The following is a 14,891-nucleotide window of genomic DNA, read 5'->3' as shown; positions in this document are numbered from 1 at the left end:
GAGGTTCAGCCGGTGAACGCGGCGGTGCCGTTCGGCGTGCCGAGCCCGGACGGCCCGTCGTACCCGGTGGTGCCGGTGCACAGGTACGAGCCGGAGCAGCTGCCGTTGGAGCCGCTGGTGACGTCGTTCAGCGCCGAGGTGTGGGCGTACGGGAACGACGACGGGTAGGAGCCGGAGGACGGGGCGCCGGCCAGCGCGTACGTCGCCGCGATCAGCGGCGAGGAGGCGCTGGTGCCGCCGAAGACCATCCAGCCGCTGCCCTGGCCGTAGGTGTCGTACACCGCGACACCGGTGTTGGGGTCGGCCACGGCCGAGACGTCCGCGACCGTGCGGTTCGCACAGCCGGAGTCCTTCTGCCAGCTGGGCTTGGCGTCGTCCGCGGAGCAGCCGGAGCCGGCCCCGCTCCACACCGTGTCGGTCCAGCCGCGCGTGTTGGAGGCCGTCTTCAGGGACGTACCGCCCACCGCCGTCACGTACTTGGAGGCCGCCGGGTACTGGACGCCGTAGCCGTTGTCACCGGAGGAGACGGTGATGGCGACGCCCGGGTGGTTGAAGTAGGTGGAGTCGTACGACGCGTCACTCGATGACTCGGAGCCGCCGTAGCTGTTGGAGACGAACTTCGCGCCCAGCTTGACGGCGGTGTTCACGCCCGTGCCCAGGTTGGTCATGCTGGCCGAACTGGCCTCCACCAGCAGGATCTTGCAGTTCGGGCAGGCGGCGCTGACCATGTCGAGGTCGAGGGAGATCTCCTCGGCCCAGCCGGAGTTGCCGCGCGGGTACTTGGTGCCGCCGCTCTGGTCGACCTTCTTGAAGCAGCCGTTGGCCGTGGTGCAGGCGGACAGGCCGTACTGGGAGCGGTAGGCGGCGAGGTCGGACTCGGCGTTGGGGTCGTCGTAGGCGTCGACGATCGCCACGGTCTGGCCCGAACCGCCGGTCGCGGAGGGCAGGTTGTACGCCGACTGGAGTGAGGCGGGGCCGAAGCCGGAGGGGGCGGCGGCGGCCGTCAGGGCGCTCTCGGCGTGCGCCGACGCCGGGGTGCCGGCGGTGACCTGAAGAGCGTTGCAGGCCATCACGTCCTTCTGCGTCGGGGCCGCGCAGGCGCGGGCGACGCTGAGGCCGGGGGAGTGGGTGGCCTGCGCGGCCTGGCCGACGGGGGCGGCCAGGGCGAGGGCGGCCGTGGCGAGCGTGGCCACGGCGGTGAGGGAAGCGGTTCTGCGCAACGTACGTCCTCCACGAAGTGGGTGACCGGGAAGGGCTGTGGGGGGTGCGCGGTGCCACCCCGGCGCGTGGTGCACGCCAGGGACGCGGAGAACGTACGGATGTCGGGATCACGTCAACAAGGTCGTTGTTGAAGCAGGAACGTTGCTTTGCCTTTCATGAGGAATTCATATGCCATTCCTGGCATGGCCATGATGGAAATCTGGGCGGCTCATGGGTTGACGGACCCGGGTGAGGGTTCGCCCGGGGTTCAGGCGATAGTGGAGTACATGACTGCTGCCGTACCTCACCCCCGCCCGGCCGGACCCGCCCGGTCCGGCCGGCGGAGCCTCGCCCTCGCTCTTCTGTGCGGTGCGCTCGGCTCGGCCGTGACGCTGCTCGCGACCCGGCAGCGCTGGGCGGAGGGCACCGCGACGGTGGCCGGCGGCTCCTTCCCGCTCACCGCCAAGGGCAGCGACGTCACGGGCGTCCCCGCGGCCCTCGCGATAGTGGGCCTCGCCGCGCTCGTCGCCGTCTTCGCCGTCCGCAGGGCCGGCCGCCTCGTCGTCGCCGGGCTGCTCGCGCTGTCCGGCGCCGGGATCGCGGCCGCCGCCCTGGTGTCCGCCTCCGACAGCTCCGCGCTGGACGACAAGGCGGCCCAGGCGAGCGGCGACACCTCCGCCACGGTCGCCTCGCTCAGCCACACCGGCTGGCCCTACGTGGCGGTCGCCGGCGGTGCGCTGATCCTGCTGGCCGGCCTGCTCGCGCTGCGCTACGGAAGCCTGTGGCCCGCCATGTCCGGCCGCTACGAGCGCGGCACCGACCGCCCGCGCCGCAAGGCCCGGCCGGCCGACCCGGAGCGGCCCGAGGAGATCTGGAAGGCCCTGGACCGGGGCGAGGACCCGACCGGCTCCTGAGCCGCCGCCCAGGGCCGGTCAAGTACCGGTCAAGCCGCAGCGGGTGTGGCGAACCAGACGCCACCCCCGCGTCCGGCACGCGCGTGCGTACGGGACAATGGACGGCGAGCGTCCGGCTCGGACAGTGACGGGCGGGCTCGGAGCCGTACGACACGTACGCCGCTCTCCTGGGACACGTACACAGCAACGAGGAGCACAGACATGGCGGGCAGCAGCCACGGCCACGGTCACACCCCGGCCGCCTGGACCGGCGTCATCATTTCCTTCATCGGTTTCCTGGTCGCGGGCGCCTTCATGGTGATGGCCAACTCCGTCGGCTTCTGGGCCGGCATGGTGCTCATCGGTGCCGGCGCGGTGGTCGGTGGGATCATGCGCGCCATGGGTCTCGGCCAGAACCCCAAGCCCCTCAAGATGGTCGGCGCGCCCGTCGCGACCCGTGAGCCGGCGACCGCGGAGAGCTGAGCGCCACCACACCGCCCGCGAGGGGCGGCCCGGCACCCGGACAGGTGCGGGCCGCCCCTCGGGTTTTCCCCGCTTCTTCCGCCGCCTGCGGCGCCGCGCGGACGCCCGGGCCGCGTTGCACAATGCCAGGGTGAATGCCGACAGCCGTGTGGCCCCGCCCGCGCCCGCGCCGACCGCCCCCGTCCTGCGGCGGCTCGCCGTCCCGGGCGCGCTGTTCGCGGTCGTCGCGGGCGCCTTCGCGTACGTCGGTGCCGTCGACCCGAACGAATCCGGCCACTACCCCGTCTGCCCGCTGTACCGCCTCACCGGCCTGTACTGCCCCGGCTGCGGCGGGCTGCGCAGCGCGCACGCCTTCGTCCACGGCGACCTGCTCACCGCGCTGCGCGACAACGCGCCGGCCGTGGCCGGCTACCTGGGCTTCGCGGTGCTGTGGGCCGTCTGGGTGGTCCGCACGGTGCGCGGCCTGCCGCTGCGACCGGACCTCGGACGGGCCCACCTCTGGGGGATCGGCGTGTTGCTGCTGGTGTTCACGACTGTCCGGAACCTGCCCTGGGGCGGCTGGTTGCATCCTTGATCACGTGGGGAACGTCCAGGTAGTGGGACTGGCGTCCACCGGATGCGAGGGCACCGGCCCGCTGCGGATACCATCGCATTGACCACGGGTTTTCAGACCTGAAGAACCTGGAACCCGGAACCTGAAGGAACCACCGTCTGGAAGGGGGCCGCTCGCGTGAGTGTGCTCGACGAGATCATCGACGGAGTCCGTGCCGACCTCGCGGAGCGGCAGGCACGCGTCAGCCTCGACGAGCTCAAGGAGCGCGCGGCCAAGGCACCCGCCGCGAAGGACGGGGTGGCCGCGCTCAAGGGCGACGGCGTCAAGGTGATCTGCGAGGTCAAGCGCTCCAGCCCCTCCAAGGGCGCGCTGGCCGCCATCGCCGACCCGGCGGGGCTCGCCGCGGACTACGAGGCCGGCGGTGCGGCCGTCATCTCCGTCCTCACCGAACAGCGCCGCTTCGGCGGCTCGCTGGCCGACCTGGAGGCCGTCCGCGCGCGCGTGGACATCCCGGTGCTGCGCAAGGACTTCATCGTCACGTCGTACCAGCTGTGGGAGGCCCGCGCGTACGGCGCCGACCTCGCGCTGCTGATCGTCGCCGCCCTGGAGCAGTCGGCCCTGGAGTCGCTGATCGAGCGCGCGGTCTCCATCGGCCTCACCCCGCTCGTCGAGGTCCACGACGAGGACGAGGCCGAGCGGGCCGTGGACGCGGGCGCCAAGGTGATCGGCGTCAACGCGCGCAACCTGAAGACGCTTGAGGTCGACCGCACCACCTTCGAGCGGGTCGCCCCGGAGATCCCGGACCACATCGTCAAGGTCGCCGAGTCCGGCGTCCGCGGCCCGCACGACCTGATCGCCTACGCCAACGCGGGCGCCGACGCGGTCCTGGTCGGCGAGTCCCTCGTCACCGGCCGCGACCCGAAGACCGCCGTCGCCGACCTGGTCGCCGCGGGCGAACACCCCGCACTGCGCCACGGCCGGAGCTGATCACCCGGTAGGCTGGCACCGATGACTCTCACCGTGACGACCGTGGACCGCTACGCCCGTTTGGCGCGCGGCTGCCGCCCAAGAGGCTGCCGAGCGCCGGCGAGGCGCGTCCACGGCCGTCGCGTGCGTTATGTCATCGGTGACGAGCCTGGGCAGGTGAACGGACGTCGATGGCAGCGCGCCCTGAAGGGGCGCGGGGCTGTATCCGACCATGCGACTCCGTCGTGTGGGCGCGACCAGCCGCACACGGCCTGAGGTCGTACGACAAGCTCCGCCCCCACGGCGAACAGTGTCTTTTCACGCACACTCACCGTGAGGTTCTGGCATGCCCAGCAATTTCTTCTTCCCTGACCCCACCGGCCAGGTGCCGAGCGCCGAGGGCTACTTCGGCGTGTTCGGCGGCAAGTTCATCCCGGAGGCCCTCGTCGCCGCCGTGGACGAGGTCGCCGTCGAGTACGACAAGGCCAAGCACGATCCCGAGTTCGCCCGAGAGCTCGACGACCTGATGGTCAACTACACCGGCCGCCCGTCGGCACTCACCGAGGTCCCCCGTTTCGCCGAGCACGCCGGCGGCGCCCGGATCTTCCTCAAGCGCGAGGACCTCAACCACACCGGCTCCCACAAGATCAACAACGTCCTCGGCCAGGCCCTGCTCACCAAGCGGATGGGCAAGACCCGAGTGATCGCGGAGACCGGCGCCGGCCAGCACGGCGTCGCGACCGCCACCGCCTGCGCCCTGTTCGGCCTCGACTGCACCATCTACATGGGCGAGGTCGACACCAAGCGCCAGGCCCTGAACGTGGCCCGCATGCGCATGCTCGGCGCCGAGGTCGTCGCGGTGAAGTCCGGCAGCCGCACTCTGAAGGACGCCATCAACGAGGCGTTCCGCGACTGGGTCGCCAACGTCGACCACACCCACTACCTCTTCGGTACCGTCGCCGGCCCGCACCCCTTCCCGGCCATGGTCCGCGACTTCCACCGCGTGATCGGTGTGGAGGCCCGCCGTCAGCTCCTGGAGCGCGCCGGCCGGCTGCCCGACGCCGCGATCGCCTGCGTCGGCGGCGGCTCCAACGCCATCGGCCTCTTCCACGCCTTCATCCCGGACGCCTCCGTCCGCCTCATCGGCTGCGAGCCCGCGGGGCACGGCATCGAGACCGGCGAGCACGCGGCCACCCTGACCGCCGGCGAGCCCGGCATCCTGCACGGCTCCCGGTCCTACGTGCTCCAGGACGAGGAAGGCCAGATCACCGAGCCGTACTCGATCTCGGCGGGCCTGGACTACCCGGGCATCGGCCCCGAGCACTCCTACCTGAAGGACTCGGGCCGCGGCGAGTACCGCGCGGTCACCGACGACGCGGCCATGCAGGCCCTGCGCCTGCTGTCGCGCACCGAGGGCATCATCCCGGCCATCGAGAGCGCCCACGCCCTGGCCGGCGCCCTGGAGGTCGGCAAGGAGCTGGGCAAGGACGGCCTGATCGTCGTCAACCTCTCCGGCCGCGGCGACAAGGACATGGACACCGCCGCGCGCTACTTCGGGCTGTACGACACCGACGCCGCGGTCGCCGCCGACGCGGCCGACACCGCCGAGATCGAGGGGGACGCCAAGTGAGCGGGAAGATCCAGCTGCTGTCGGACACCCTCGCGGCTGCCAAGGCCGAGGGCCGCTCCGCGCTCATCGCCTACCTCCCGGCCGGGTTCCCGACCGTGGACGGCGGCATCGAGGCGATCAAGGCCGTCTTCGACGGCGGGGCGGACGTCGTGGAGGTCGGTCTGCCGCACAGCGACCCCGTCCTCGACGGCCCCGTCATCCAGACCGCCGACGACATCGCCCTGCGCGGCGGCGTCAAGATCGCGGACGTCATGCGGACGGTCAAGGAGGCCCACGAGGCCACCGGCAAGCCCGTCCTCGTCATGACGTACTGGAACCCCATCGACCGCTACGGCGTCGAGCGCTTCACCGCCGAGCTGGCGGAGGCGGGCGGCGCGGGCTGCATCCTGCCCGACCTGCCCGTGCAGGAGTCGGCGCTGTGGAGGGAGCACGCCGACAAGCACGGCCTCGCGACGGTCTTCGTCGTGGCGCCGAGCAGCAAGGACGAGCGGCTCGCCCAGATCACCGCGGCGGGCAGCGGCTTCGTCTACGCCGCCTCGCTGATGGGCGTCACCGGCACCCGCGAGTCGGTCGGTGCGCAGGCCCAGAACCTGGTCGAGCGCACCCGCGCCACCGGCACCGAGCTGCCCGTCTGCGTCGGCCTCGGCGTCTCCAACGCGGCCCAGGCCGCCGAGGTGGCCGGCTTCGCCGACGGTGTCATCGTCGGCTCGGCGTTCGTGAAGCGGATGCTGGACGCCCCCGACCACGCGGCGGGCCTCACGGCGGTCCGCGAGTTGGCCGGGGAGCTGGCGAAGGGCGTGCGCGGACAGGCGTAACCGTCGGTGAGCCTTTCGTGAACCGTCAGTAATACGGAACATTCGGTCACTCGAACGGGTGGACCTCAGGCCGGGGAGGCGCGCTGCGCCTCCCCGGTTCGTTCTGGGGGTGTGAGCCAGAAGAACCATGACGGAAAGCGCAGCGCCCGGGAGCGGCTGGCGGTCGAGCGCGAGAAGCAGAAGGCCTCGGAGAGGCGGCGGCGCACGCTGATCGTGAGCGCGAGCGTGGTCTGCGTCCTCGGCCTCGCGGCGGTGATCGGCGTGCTCGCCGCGAACGCCGGCAAGAACAAGGGCGGCGAGAAGGCGGGCCCGGTCGTGGCGCCCTCGGGCGCGCAGGGCAAGGACAGCCTCGCGATCCCGGTCGGCAAGGACAGCGCCAAGTCGACGCTCACCGTCTGGGAGGACATGCGCTGCCCGGCCTGCCAGGCCTTCGAGATCGCCTACCGCCCGACGCTCCACGAACTGGTCGACGCGGGCAAGCTCAGAATCGAGTACCACCTCGTCCGCCTGATCGACGGCAACCTCGGCGGCACCGGCTCCCTGCGCGGCGCCAACGCCGTGGCCTGCGCCCAGGACGCCGGAAAGTTCCGCGACTACCACGACGTGCTGTACACGAACCAGCCGAAAGAGACCGACGACGCGTTCAGCGACAACGCCAAGCTGATCGATCTCGCCGGCAAGGTGGGCGGTCTCGACACGTCCGCCTTCCAGAAGTGCGTGAACGACGGCACCCACGACGCCTGGGTGGACAAGTCCCACAAGGCCTTCCAGTCCGCCGGCCTGACCGGCACGCCCACGGTCCTGTTCGGCGGGAAGAACATCGCCCAGGACCAGAGCATGACCCCGGCCAAGCTCAAGCAGATGGTGGAGGCGGCCGACCGCAAATAGGCGCCCCACCGGCCCTTTCCGGGCGCCCCCGTTATGGACCCGTAGCCGGGCTGCTTGCCGTCCCCACGGCCCGGCACGGTAGCGTCGGACTTGCCATGGAACTTGCCTACATTCCCAGCCCGTCGCGCGGGGTGCTGTACCTCGGCCCCATCCCGCTGCGCGGCTACGCCTTCTGCATCATCATCGGCGTCTTCGTCGCCGTCTGGCTCGGCAACAAGCGCTGGATCGCCCGGGGCGGGCGGGCCGGCACGGTCGCCGACATCGCGGTCTGGGCCGTACCGTTCGGCCTGGTCGGCGGTCGGCTGTACCACGTGATCACGGACTACGAGCTGTACTTCAGCCAGGGCCGGGACTGGGTGGACGCCTTCAAGGTGTGGCAGGGCGGCCTGGGGATCTGGGGCGCCATCGCGCTCGGCGCGCTCGGCGCGTGGATCGGCGCGCGCCGCCGGGGCGTCCCGATGCCCGCGTACGCCGACGCCGTCGCGCCCGGCATCGCGTTCGCGCAGGCCATCGGCCGCTGGGGGAACTGGTTCAACCAGGAGCTGTACGGCCGCGAGACGCACGTTCCGTGGGCACTGCACATCACCTCCGCCGAGGGCGGCCGGGTGCCGGGCTACTACCACCCGACCTTCCTGTACGAGTCCCTGTGGTGCATCGGCGTGGGCTTCCTGGTGATCTGGGCCGACCGCCGCTTCAAGCTGGGCCATGGCCGGGCGTTCGCCCTGTACGTCGCCGCGTACTGCGTGGGCCGCGGCTGGATCGAGTACATGCGCGTGGACGACGCCCACCACATCCTGGGCCTCCGCCTCAACGACTGGACCGCGATGATCGTGTTCCTGCTGGCGGTGACGTACATGGTGGTGTCGTCGAGGATGCGGCCCGGCAGGGAAGCCGTGGTCGAACCCGAGGCTCCCGAGGCTGTTGCCGAGACACCCGGTTCTGAGGCGGACGCTGCTGCCTCCGAGGGCGAGGGCGAGGACAAGGCCGAGCCCGATGCCGTGGAGACGAAGGACGAGGCCGAGTCGGGGACGACGAAGACCTGACGGCTGCTTGTGCGACACGAGGGCGCCCGGATCTTCCGGGCGCCCTCGGTATATGTGCTCAGCTCTCGCGGGCCGGCGCCGGCGTCCGCCGGCACCGGGAGTTCTGCATGCGCAGCGGGCCCAGTTCGGGATCGGGGACCGTGGTGATCGCGTCCAGCACCTGGTACCGGGGTTCGGCCCGGACCTCCCGGATGTCCTGGACCGGGGCGACGGCGGCCTCCGCCTGCTCGAAGCCGCCGGCACCTCGCCGTGGAGGCGGACGGCGATCCAGGAGCCGACCGCCTCGTCCAGGACGCCGGCCTGGGCGGCCCGGCCCGCGCCGGTCGCGAACCACGGTTCCTCCGGGTCTCGTGACGTCCGGGGGCTGGGTCAGCCGTTCGGTCGGGCCGACCGTGGGCCGGCGGCCGGCAGTTCGTCCCGGCCCAGGTTCCACTTCTCCAGGGTCCCCCGGCGGAAGTTCTCGATCACCACGTCGGCGCTCTGGGCGAGGCGGAGCAGCGTGGCCCGGCCGCCGGGCGTGGACGGGTCGAGGGTGATGGCACGCTTGGTGCGACCGAGCAGCTTCCACCACATCCCGACCCCGTGCCGGGCCGGACCGTGTCCCCGGGACGGGTCGGGCCGGCGCACAGGGCCGCAAGGTCCAGCACCCGCGGACCGGTCAGCGGCGAAGTCGTCGTGCTCATGCGTGGTACTGGGCCTCGATCTCCGGGCGGTACGGCATCGACGCCGACGCCCCTTCCCGCTGGACGGAGATCGCCGCGGCGGCGGCCGCCCAGGACAGGGCCTCGCGCACCGGTTTCTCCTCGGCGAGGGCCACCGCGAGCGCGCCGACGAAGGTGTCCCCGGCCCCCGTGGAGTCGACGGCGGTCACCCGCGGCGCCGGGACCACGAGCGGCTCGGCACCCCGGGCCCGGTACAGGCTGCCGGTCGCGCCCAGGGTGACGACGACCTCCGGCACCAGGTCCAGCAGGGCGGCGGCGGCCTCGCGCGGGTCGGTGCGGCCGGTGAGGGTGATCGCCTCGTACTCGTTGGCCACCAACAGCTCGGTCGCGGCGAGGAGTTCGGGCGGCAGCGGCTGGGCGGGGGACGGGGTGAGGACCGTACGGACCCCGTGCCGGCGGGCCGCCTGCGCGCCCGCGACGACGGCGGCCATCGGGATCTCCAGTTGCAGCAGCAGCGCGTCGGCGGAGGCGATCACGCCCTCGTCGCCGGGGGAGAGATGGTCGACGGTGCCGTTCGCGCCGGGGATCACGACGATGGCGTTGCCGCCCTCGTCGTCCACCACGATGTGCGCGGTCCCGGAGTGGCCCTCGACCGTGCGCAGGAAGTCGGTGTCCACGCCGGAGTGTTCGAGGGCCTCGCGCATCCGCTGGCCGAAGGCGTCGTTGCCGACCGCGCCGATCATCGAGACGGTGGCACCGGCGCGGGCCGCGGCGATCGCCTGGTTGGCGCCCTTGCCGCCGGGGATCGTACGGAACTCCCGTCCCGTCACGGTCTCGCCGCGTTGCGGGGCCTTCATGACGTAGGTGACGAGGTCCATGTTGGTGCTGCCGAGGACGACGATGTGGGTCATGGGCGGGCCGTCTCCAGATGGGTGAGGTGGGCGAGAGTGTCGAAGCCGGTGCCGTCGAAGTCGGCGACGGTGCTGGCGAGCCGGTTCTTCAGCGGGGCCCGCCAGTGCTCGGGGAGCGCCGCCGGGCCGCCCGCGAGCAGACCGGCGACGCTGCCGGCCGTGGCACCGTTCGAGTCGGTGTCCCAACCCCCCGACACCGCACGGCAGATGGACCCTCCGAAGTCGCCGTCCGCGTGGGTGAGGGCGGCGACGGTCACGGCGGTGTTGGGAATCGCGTGGACCCAGTGATGGGCGGGGGCGTAGGTGGCGTGGAGTTCATCGACGACGTCGGTGAAGTCGCCGTGATGCGCGGCCAGTTGAACGGCGTGGTCGATCGCCTTCGCGAGCCGGGAGCGGGGCGGGATCACCCTGCGGCCGGCGCGCAGGCAGGCGTGGACATCATGGCTGCCGGTGGCCGCGACGGCGATGACGGCGGCCGTGAACATCGCCGCGTAGACGCCGTTGGCGGTGTGGGTCAACACCGCGTCGCGGTACGCCTGTTCGGCCGCCGCAGCCGGGTCACCGGGGTTGGTCCAGCCGTGCACGTCGGCGCGGATCAGGGCGCCGATCCACTCGCGGAAGGGGTTGCGGTGCCGGGCCGTGTGCGGGGGCTCGATGCCGGTCAGGAGATTGCGGTAGGCGATGCGCTCGGCCGTGAAGACGCGGCCGGGCGGGAGCTCGTCCAGCCAGAGCCGGGCCACGTCCATGGTCGTGAAGGACCTTCCGTGGCGCTGGAGGAGCAGGAGGTTGAGGAGGGGGTAGTTGAGGTCGTCGTCCTCCGGCATCCCGTCGATGTTCTCGGCGAGGGAGCTGGCGGCCGAGCGGCGGTTCCAGGGGTGGGCGGCGAGGAGGTCTCCGGGTACGCCGACGGCGGTGAAGTAGGTGGTGAGCGGCCAGTTGCCGGCGGCCCCCGCGAGGGCACGGATGCCGTCGAGGGGGAGTTTCTCGACGGGCTTGCCGAGCAGACAGCCGATGGCCCGGCCGAGCCAGGCGGCTTCGAGGGCGGTCGGGTCGGGGCAGCGGCGGCGCACAGGGGTGGCCGGCCAGTGTGCGCACAGGGACTTGATCTTCTCCAGGTCCGTCGGCTCGTCCTCCGCCAGCCTGCTCGGCAGATCGGCCAGTTCGTCCAGCAGATCCTCCGCCAGCAGACGCAGATAGCGGGACGCGCGGTGCGGGGAGGCCCCCGCCCGCTCGGGCGCGTCCGGGCCGCCCGCCGCGCGCCAGCGGGCCTCGATCGCCGACGGCTCGCGGCCGTCCAGACGGGCCTGGCGGAGCTCGTGCCCCAGCAGGTCCTCCGGCTGGACCCAGGTCAGTCGGAGCATGCGGTGCCTCCGAGTGCCGCGAAGGCCCGCTCGTGGGTGCGGCGGCGGCGCACGTCCGCCGCGAAGATCTCCCGCGTGACCTCGGTGAGCGTGCGGGCCGGCGCCCACAGGTCCAGGCGACTGGCCTCGGCCACCGTCTTCGCCCACTCCTCCGGTACAGGGGAACCGAGGGCGCCCGCGAGGGCACCGGCCATCGTGGCGATCGAGTCGCAGTCCCGGCCGTAGTTGACCGCGCCGAGCACGGCGTGCCGGTAGTCGCCGCCGGCGACCAGCACCATGCCGAGCGCGACGGGCAGTTCCTCGACGGCGTGCAGCCGGGAGGGGCGGCGGGCGGCGAGGGAGGGCGCGCGGTAGTCCGGGCCGACCGTGTCGTACGGGGCGACCGCCGCGCGCAGGGGTCGTAGCGCCGACTCGAAGTCCCGGTGCCGCACGGCGACTTCGCACACCTTCTCGATCGCCTCGCGCGTGCCGTCCTTCGCCAGGCTCAGACAGGCGGCGACGACCGAGTCGGGGGTCGCGCCCGGGGCGGCCGCGGCGGCGACGGCCGCGGCGAGGACTCCGGCCGCCTCCCGGCCGTACGACGACTGGTGCGCACCGGCGATGTCCAGCGCCTCGGCGTACGCGGCGGCCGGGTGGGCCGCGTTGACCAGGCCGACGGGGGCCATGTACATCGCCGCACCGCAGTTGACGATGTTGCCGACGCCGGCCTCCCGGGGGTCGGCGTGACCGTAGGCGAGCCGGGCGACCAGCCACTTCTCGGCGAGGAAGAGGCGGTGCAGGGGCAGGGCCTCGGCCTGGAGCTCCGGAATCCAGCGGGGGTTGGTCATCAGGTCCGGGACCAGGTGCTCGGCGACGGCGTAGGCGTCGAGATGATCGCGGACATGGCCGTACACCCGGACCAGCGCATGGGTCATCAGGGTGTCGTCGGTGACGTGGCCGTCGCCCTTGTGGTACGGCGCGATCGGGCGGGCGGTGCGCCAGTCGTCGCCGTGCCAGGGGCCGACGATGCCGTGGACGCGGCCGCCGTGGCGCTCGGCGATCTGCTCGGGGGAGTACCCCTCGACCGGGCCGCCGAGGGCGTCGCCGACGGCGGCTCCGACGAGGGCGCGGGTGATGCGTTCGTCGAGGCCGACGGGGCAGCTTTCGCTGCTTGCGGCTGTTTTGCGGCTCAGCTCATCTTCTGTGGGCGCATGGGGACCCTTGGGCGTCATGCCCCGAATCATCCTCCTGGGCGGGCCGGTTGTGCGGCTTCCAGGAGCCCGGCGAGTTCCACGAGGTCGGTGCCGGTGAGGCGGGGCAGGACGCAGCCGGAGAGGGTGCGGCAGGCGTCCCGCCAGGTCTGCGGGATGGCGGCGGCGCCGCCGAGCGCTCCGGTGAGCGCGCCGGCGAGGGCGGGGGCGGAGTCGGCGACGCGGGACAGGCAGGCGGCGGCGGGTACGGCCGCCTCGACCCGGCCACCGGCCGCGGTGGCCAGGGCGAGGGCGACCGGGACGGTCTCGGCGGCGGCGATGCCGTAGCTGTAGACGTGGTCGACGATCTGGTGCTCCAGGAGCGGGACGAGGGCGAAGGCGGAGTCGGTGTCCTCGGCGAGGGCGAGCGCGTGGCGGGTGTTGCGGCCGATCTCGGTGTCGGCCGGGAGTTCGGCGAGCGCGGCGGTCACGCAGGTGTCGGTGCCGGCGCCGGTGAGAGCGAGCGCGAGCGCCGCGGCCATCGCGCGGGCGCCGTGCACACCGTCGCCGTCCTGGGTGTAGCGGGCGTCGAACTCGGCGAGGGCGGCGGCACGTTCGGGGTCGCCGGGGTGGGCGACGGCGAGTACACAGGCGCGCACGCAGGCCGCGTCGTCGAAGTAGTGCGGGTTGTCGTCGCCGGCCCGCAGCACCGCCTCCGCGGCGAAGGCGGCCCACTCGGCGTCGTCGGAGGGGCCGAGGCGGGGGGCGGTGGGTTGGGAACTGTTGCCCGCTGACTGCGGATGAGCGTGTTCTGGCGTGCATGGGTGAGTGTCCGGGCCACGGGGCTTGCGGGGCCAGGAGATGGATGTGCGTTTGTTCGTCGAATGCGTGACCTTTACCGGTGATGGCCGTTGGGTGTGGTGAGCAAGGCTTCGGCCGACACGGGGACGGGGGTGAATGCGTGGGCGGGCTGCGGGAGATGGCGGCATCGTTCGTCGCCCTGGGTCCGTCCGGTGTGGCGATCCGTACCCGACTCAAGCACCTGACCCCCGAGGATGAGGAGGTGCTGCGGCTGGTCGGTGATCTGCTCGGCAGTCTCGCCTGTCGTGACCTCAAAGCGCGGTGCGTGGCGGGGCTGGGTCATGACAGCGAGCGGTGGGCCGAGCGCAAGCGCGTGCTGACGCAGGAGTCCTCCTCCCGGTGGGCGGGTTCGATCACGAAGGCCACCCACGATCAGTGGGCGCTTGCCCGGCGCGGCCAGCTCGCCCACATCCACAGCCTCGAAGCCGGAATCGACACGATCAAGCATCGGTTGTCCCTGCCGGTTGGGGAGAAGGGCTCGAAGAGGGCGCCTGGCGGTTACCGCAGCAGGCGGGAGTGGCATGCGAAGGCGCGCCGCCTGCAGGTGCTGGCCGACCGGCTGGATGCGGCGCGGGCGGAGTGGCAGGCCGGTGTCGTGCGCGTGGTGCGCGGCGGGAAGCGGCTGCTGAACACCCGCCACCACCTGGAAGCTGCTGATCTGACCGAGGAGCGGTGGCGTGCGCGGTGGCAGGCCGAGCGCCGGTTCCTTGCGGCGGACGGCGAGTCAGGCAAGCGGTTCGGCAACGAGACCATCCGTGTCACCCCCGACGGCGAGGTGAGCATCAAGCTCCCGGCCCCTTTGGCGCACCTTGCCAACGCCCCGCACGGCCGGTATGTGCTCGCCGCGAAGGTGGCGTTCGCACACCGGGGTGAGCAGTGGGCCGACCGCGTCGCCGCCAACCGGGCGGTCGCCTACCGCATCCACGAAGACACAGCCCGCGACCGCTGGTACCTCACCGCGTCGTGGACCATCCCCCCGGTCAAGACCGTGCCGCTGGCGGCGGCCCGCGCGAACGGGCTGGTCGGCGTGGACACCAACGCCGACCACCTCGCCGCCTGGCGCCTCGACACCCACGGCAACCCCGTCGGCGAACCCCACCGGTTCGGCTACGACCTCACCGGCACCGCAAGCCATCGCGACGCCCAGGTCCGCCACGCCCTGATCCGGCTGCTGCACTGGGCCAAACGCCACGGGCTGTCGATCGCGGTCGAGAACCTCGACTTCCAGGCTGAGAAGACCCGAGAGAAGCACGGCCACCGCAAGAAGTTCCGCCACCTCATCTCCGGCATGCCAGTGTCCAGGCTGCGGGCCCGACTGGTCAGCATGGCGGCCGAACTCGGCATCCCCGTGATCGCCGTCGACCCCGCCTACACCTCCAAGTGGGGCGCCGAACACTGGCAGAAACCCCTCACCAGCACAACCAGGAAGACCACCCGCCACGACGCGGCCGCGGTG

14 protein-coding genes and 2 pseudogenes are annotated in these 14,891 nt (G+C 72.4%); 10 read left to right on the top strand and 6 right to left on the bottom strand.

From position 1 onward, the window contains the following. Window positions 1–5: 5 nt before the first annotated feature. Window positions 6–1,220, bottom strand: a complete 1,215-nt coding sequence (locus tag LE548_RS11655; protein WP_225096642.1) for a S53 family peptidase — start codon at window positions 1,218–1,220, stop codon at window positions 6–8. Between the two features lie 258 nt (window positions 1,221–1,478). On the opposite strand from LE548_RS11655, the gene LE548_RS11650 reads away from it, so the two are divergent. The 9 genes from LE548_RS11650 (at window position 1,479) to lgt (ending at window position 8,471) form a co-directional block, all read left to right on the top strand. Next, a complete protein-coding gene (locus tag LE548_RS11650) occupies window positions 1,479–2,114 on the top strand; it encodes a TIGR02234 family membrane protein (protein WP_225096825.1) in 636 nt (211 codons plus the stop codon). 201 nt (window positions 2,115–2,315) lie between these two features. Beyond that, window positions 2,316–2,576, top strand: coding sequence for an HGxxPAAW family protein (locus LE548_RS11645; RefSeq protein WP_225096641.1), 261 nt, complete (start codon window positions 2,316–2,318; stop codon window positions 2,574–2,576). Between the two features lie 130 nt (window positions 2,577–2,706). Further along, window positions 2,707–3,150, top strand: coding sequence for a DUF2752 domain-containing protein (locus LE548_RS11640; protein ID WP_225096640.1), 444 nt, complete (start codon window positions 2,707–2,709; stop codon window positions 3,148–3,150). Window positions 3,151–3,306: 156 nt separating this feature from the next. Beyond that, window positions 3,307–4,116: an indole-3-glycerol phosphate synthase TrpC gene (trpC, locus tag LE548_RS11635; protein WP_225096639.1), complete on the top strand. Its 810-nt coding sequence runs from the start codon at window positions 3,307–3,309 to the stop codon at window positions 4,114–4,116. A 21-nt stretch (window positions 4,117–4,137) separates the two neighbouring features. Next, the gene (gene trpM, locus LE548_RS46450) at window positions 4,138–4,371 is read left to right on the top strand and encodes a tryptophan biosynthesis modulator TrpM (protein WP_374116061.1); all 234 of its coding nucleotides are present in this window, start codon (window positions 4,138–4,140) and stop codon (window positions 4,369–4,371) included. Between the two features lie 70 nt (window positions 4,372–4,441). Further along, window positions 4,442–5,725, top strand: coding sequence for a tryptophan synthase subunit beta (gene trpB / locus LE548_RS11630; RefSeq protein ID WP_225096637.1), 1,284 nt, complete (start codon window positions 4,442–4,444; stop codon window positions 5,723–5,725). After that, window positions 5,722–6,540: a tryptophan synthase subunit alpha gene (gene trpA, locus LE548_RS11625; protein WP_225096636.1), complete on the top strand. Its 819-nt coding sequence runs from the start codon at window positions 5,722–5,724 to the stop codon at window positions 6,538–6,540. The genes trpB and trpA overlap by 4 nt, the downstream gene beginning before the upstream one ends. Before the next feature lie 111 nt (window positions 6,541–6,651). After that, window positions 6,652–7,428 carry a thioredoxin domain-containing protein gene (locus tag LE548_RS11620; RefSeq protein ID WP_225096634.1) on the top strand — a complete coding sequence of 259 codons (777 nt, stop codon included), beginning with the start codon at window positions 6,652–6,654 and terminating at the stop codon, window positions 7,426–7,428. A 95-nt stretch (window positions 7,429–7,523) separates the two neighbouring features. Next, entirely contained in the window at window positions 7,524–8,471 is a 948-nt protein-coding gene (gene lgt, locus LE548_RS11615) for a prolipoprotein diacylglyceryl transferase (RefSeq protein ID WP_225096633.1), read from the top strand. Window positions 8,472–8,544: 73 nt separating this feature from the next. Here lgt and LE548_RS11610 read toward each other — a convergent pair. The 5 genes and pseudogenes from LE548_RS11610 to LE548_RS11590 all read right to left on the bottom strand — a co-directional run. Beyond that, window positions 8,545–9,154: pseudogene (locus LE548_RS11610) on the bottom strand (CoA transferase); the annotation flags it as partial. After that, the gene (gene rbsK, locus LE548_RS11605; RefSeq protein WP_225096632.1) at window positions 9,151–10,044 is read right to left on the bottom strand and encodes a ribokinase; all 894 of its coding nucleotides are present in this window, start codon (window positions 10,042–10,044) and stop codon (window positions 9,151–9,153) included. The pseudogene LE548_RS11610 and the gene rbsK, both read right to left, overlap by 4 nt. Next, window positions 10,041–11,405, bottom strand: a complete 1,365-nt coding sequence (locus LE548_RS11600) for an ADP-ribosylglycohydrolase family protein (protein WP_225096631.1) — start codon at window positions 11,403–11,405, stop codon at window positions 10,041–10,043. Before LE548_RS11600 ends, rbsK begins: the two co-directional genes overlap by 4 nt. Continuing rightward, complete coding sequence (locus LE548_RS11595) at window positions 11,393–12,616, bottom strand: ADP-ribosylglycohydrolase family protein (protein ID WP_225096630.1); 1,224 nt, start codon at window positions 12,614–12,616, stop codon at window positions 11,393–11,395. Before LE548_RS11595 ends, LE548_RS11600 begins: the two co-directional genes overlap by 13 nt. Before the next feature lie 8 nt (window positions 12,617–12,624). Then, window positions 12,625–13,353: pseudogene (locus LE548_RS11590) on the bottom strand (ADP-ribosylglycohydrolase family protein); the annotation flags it as partial. Between the two features lie 182 nt (window positions 13,354–13,535). On the opposite strand from LE548_RS11590, the gene LE548_RS11585 reads away from it, so the two are divergent. Beyond that, window positions 13,536–14,891: IS200/IS605 family accessory protein TnpB-related protein (locus LE548_RS11585; protein WP_225096629.1), on the top strand; the 1,356-nt coding region annotated here is incomplete at its 3' end.

The sequence above is a fragment of the Streptomyces sp. CoH27 genome (genome assembly GCF_020181035.1).
In the GTDB taxonomy this organism is placed as follows: domain Bacteria; phylum Actinomycetota; class Actinomycetes; order Streptomycetales; family Streptomycetaceae; genus Streptomyces; species Streptomyces camelliae.
The sequence above is the reverse complement of the archived record's forward strand: the minus strand, read 5'-3'. Positions and strand labels throughout refer to the sequence as shown.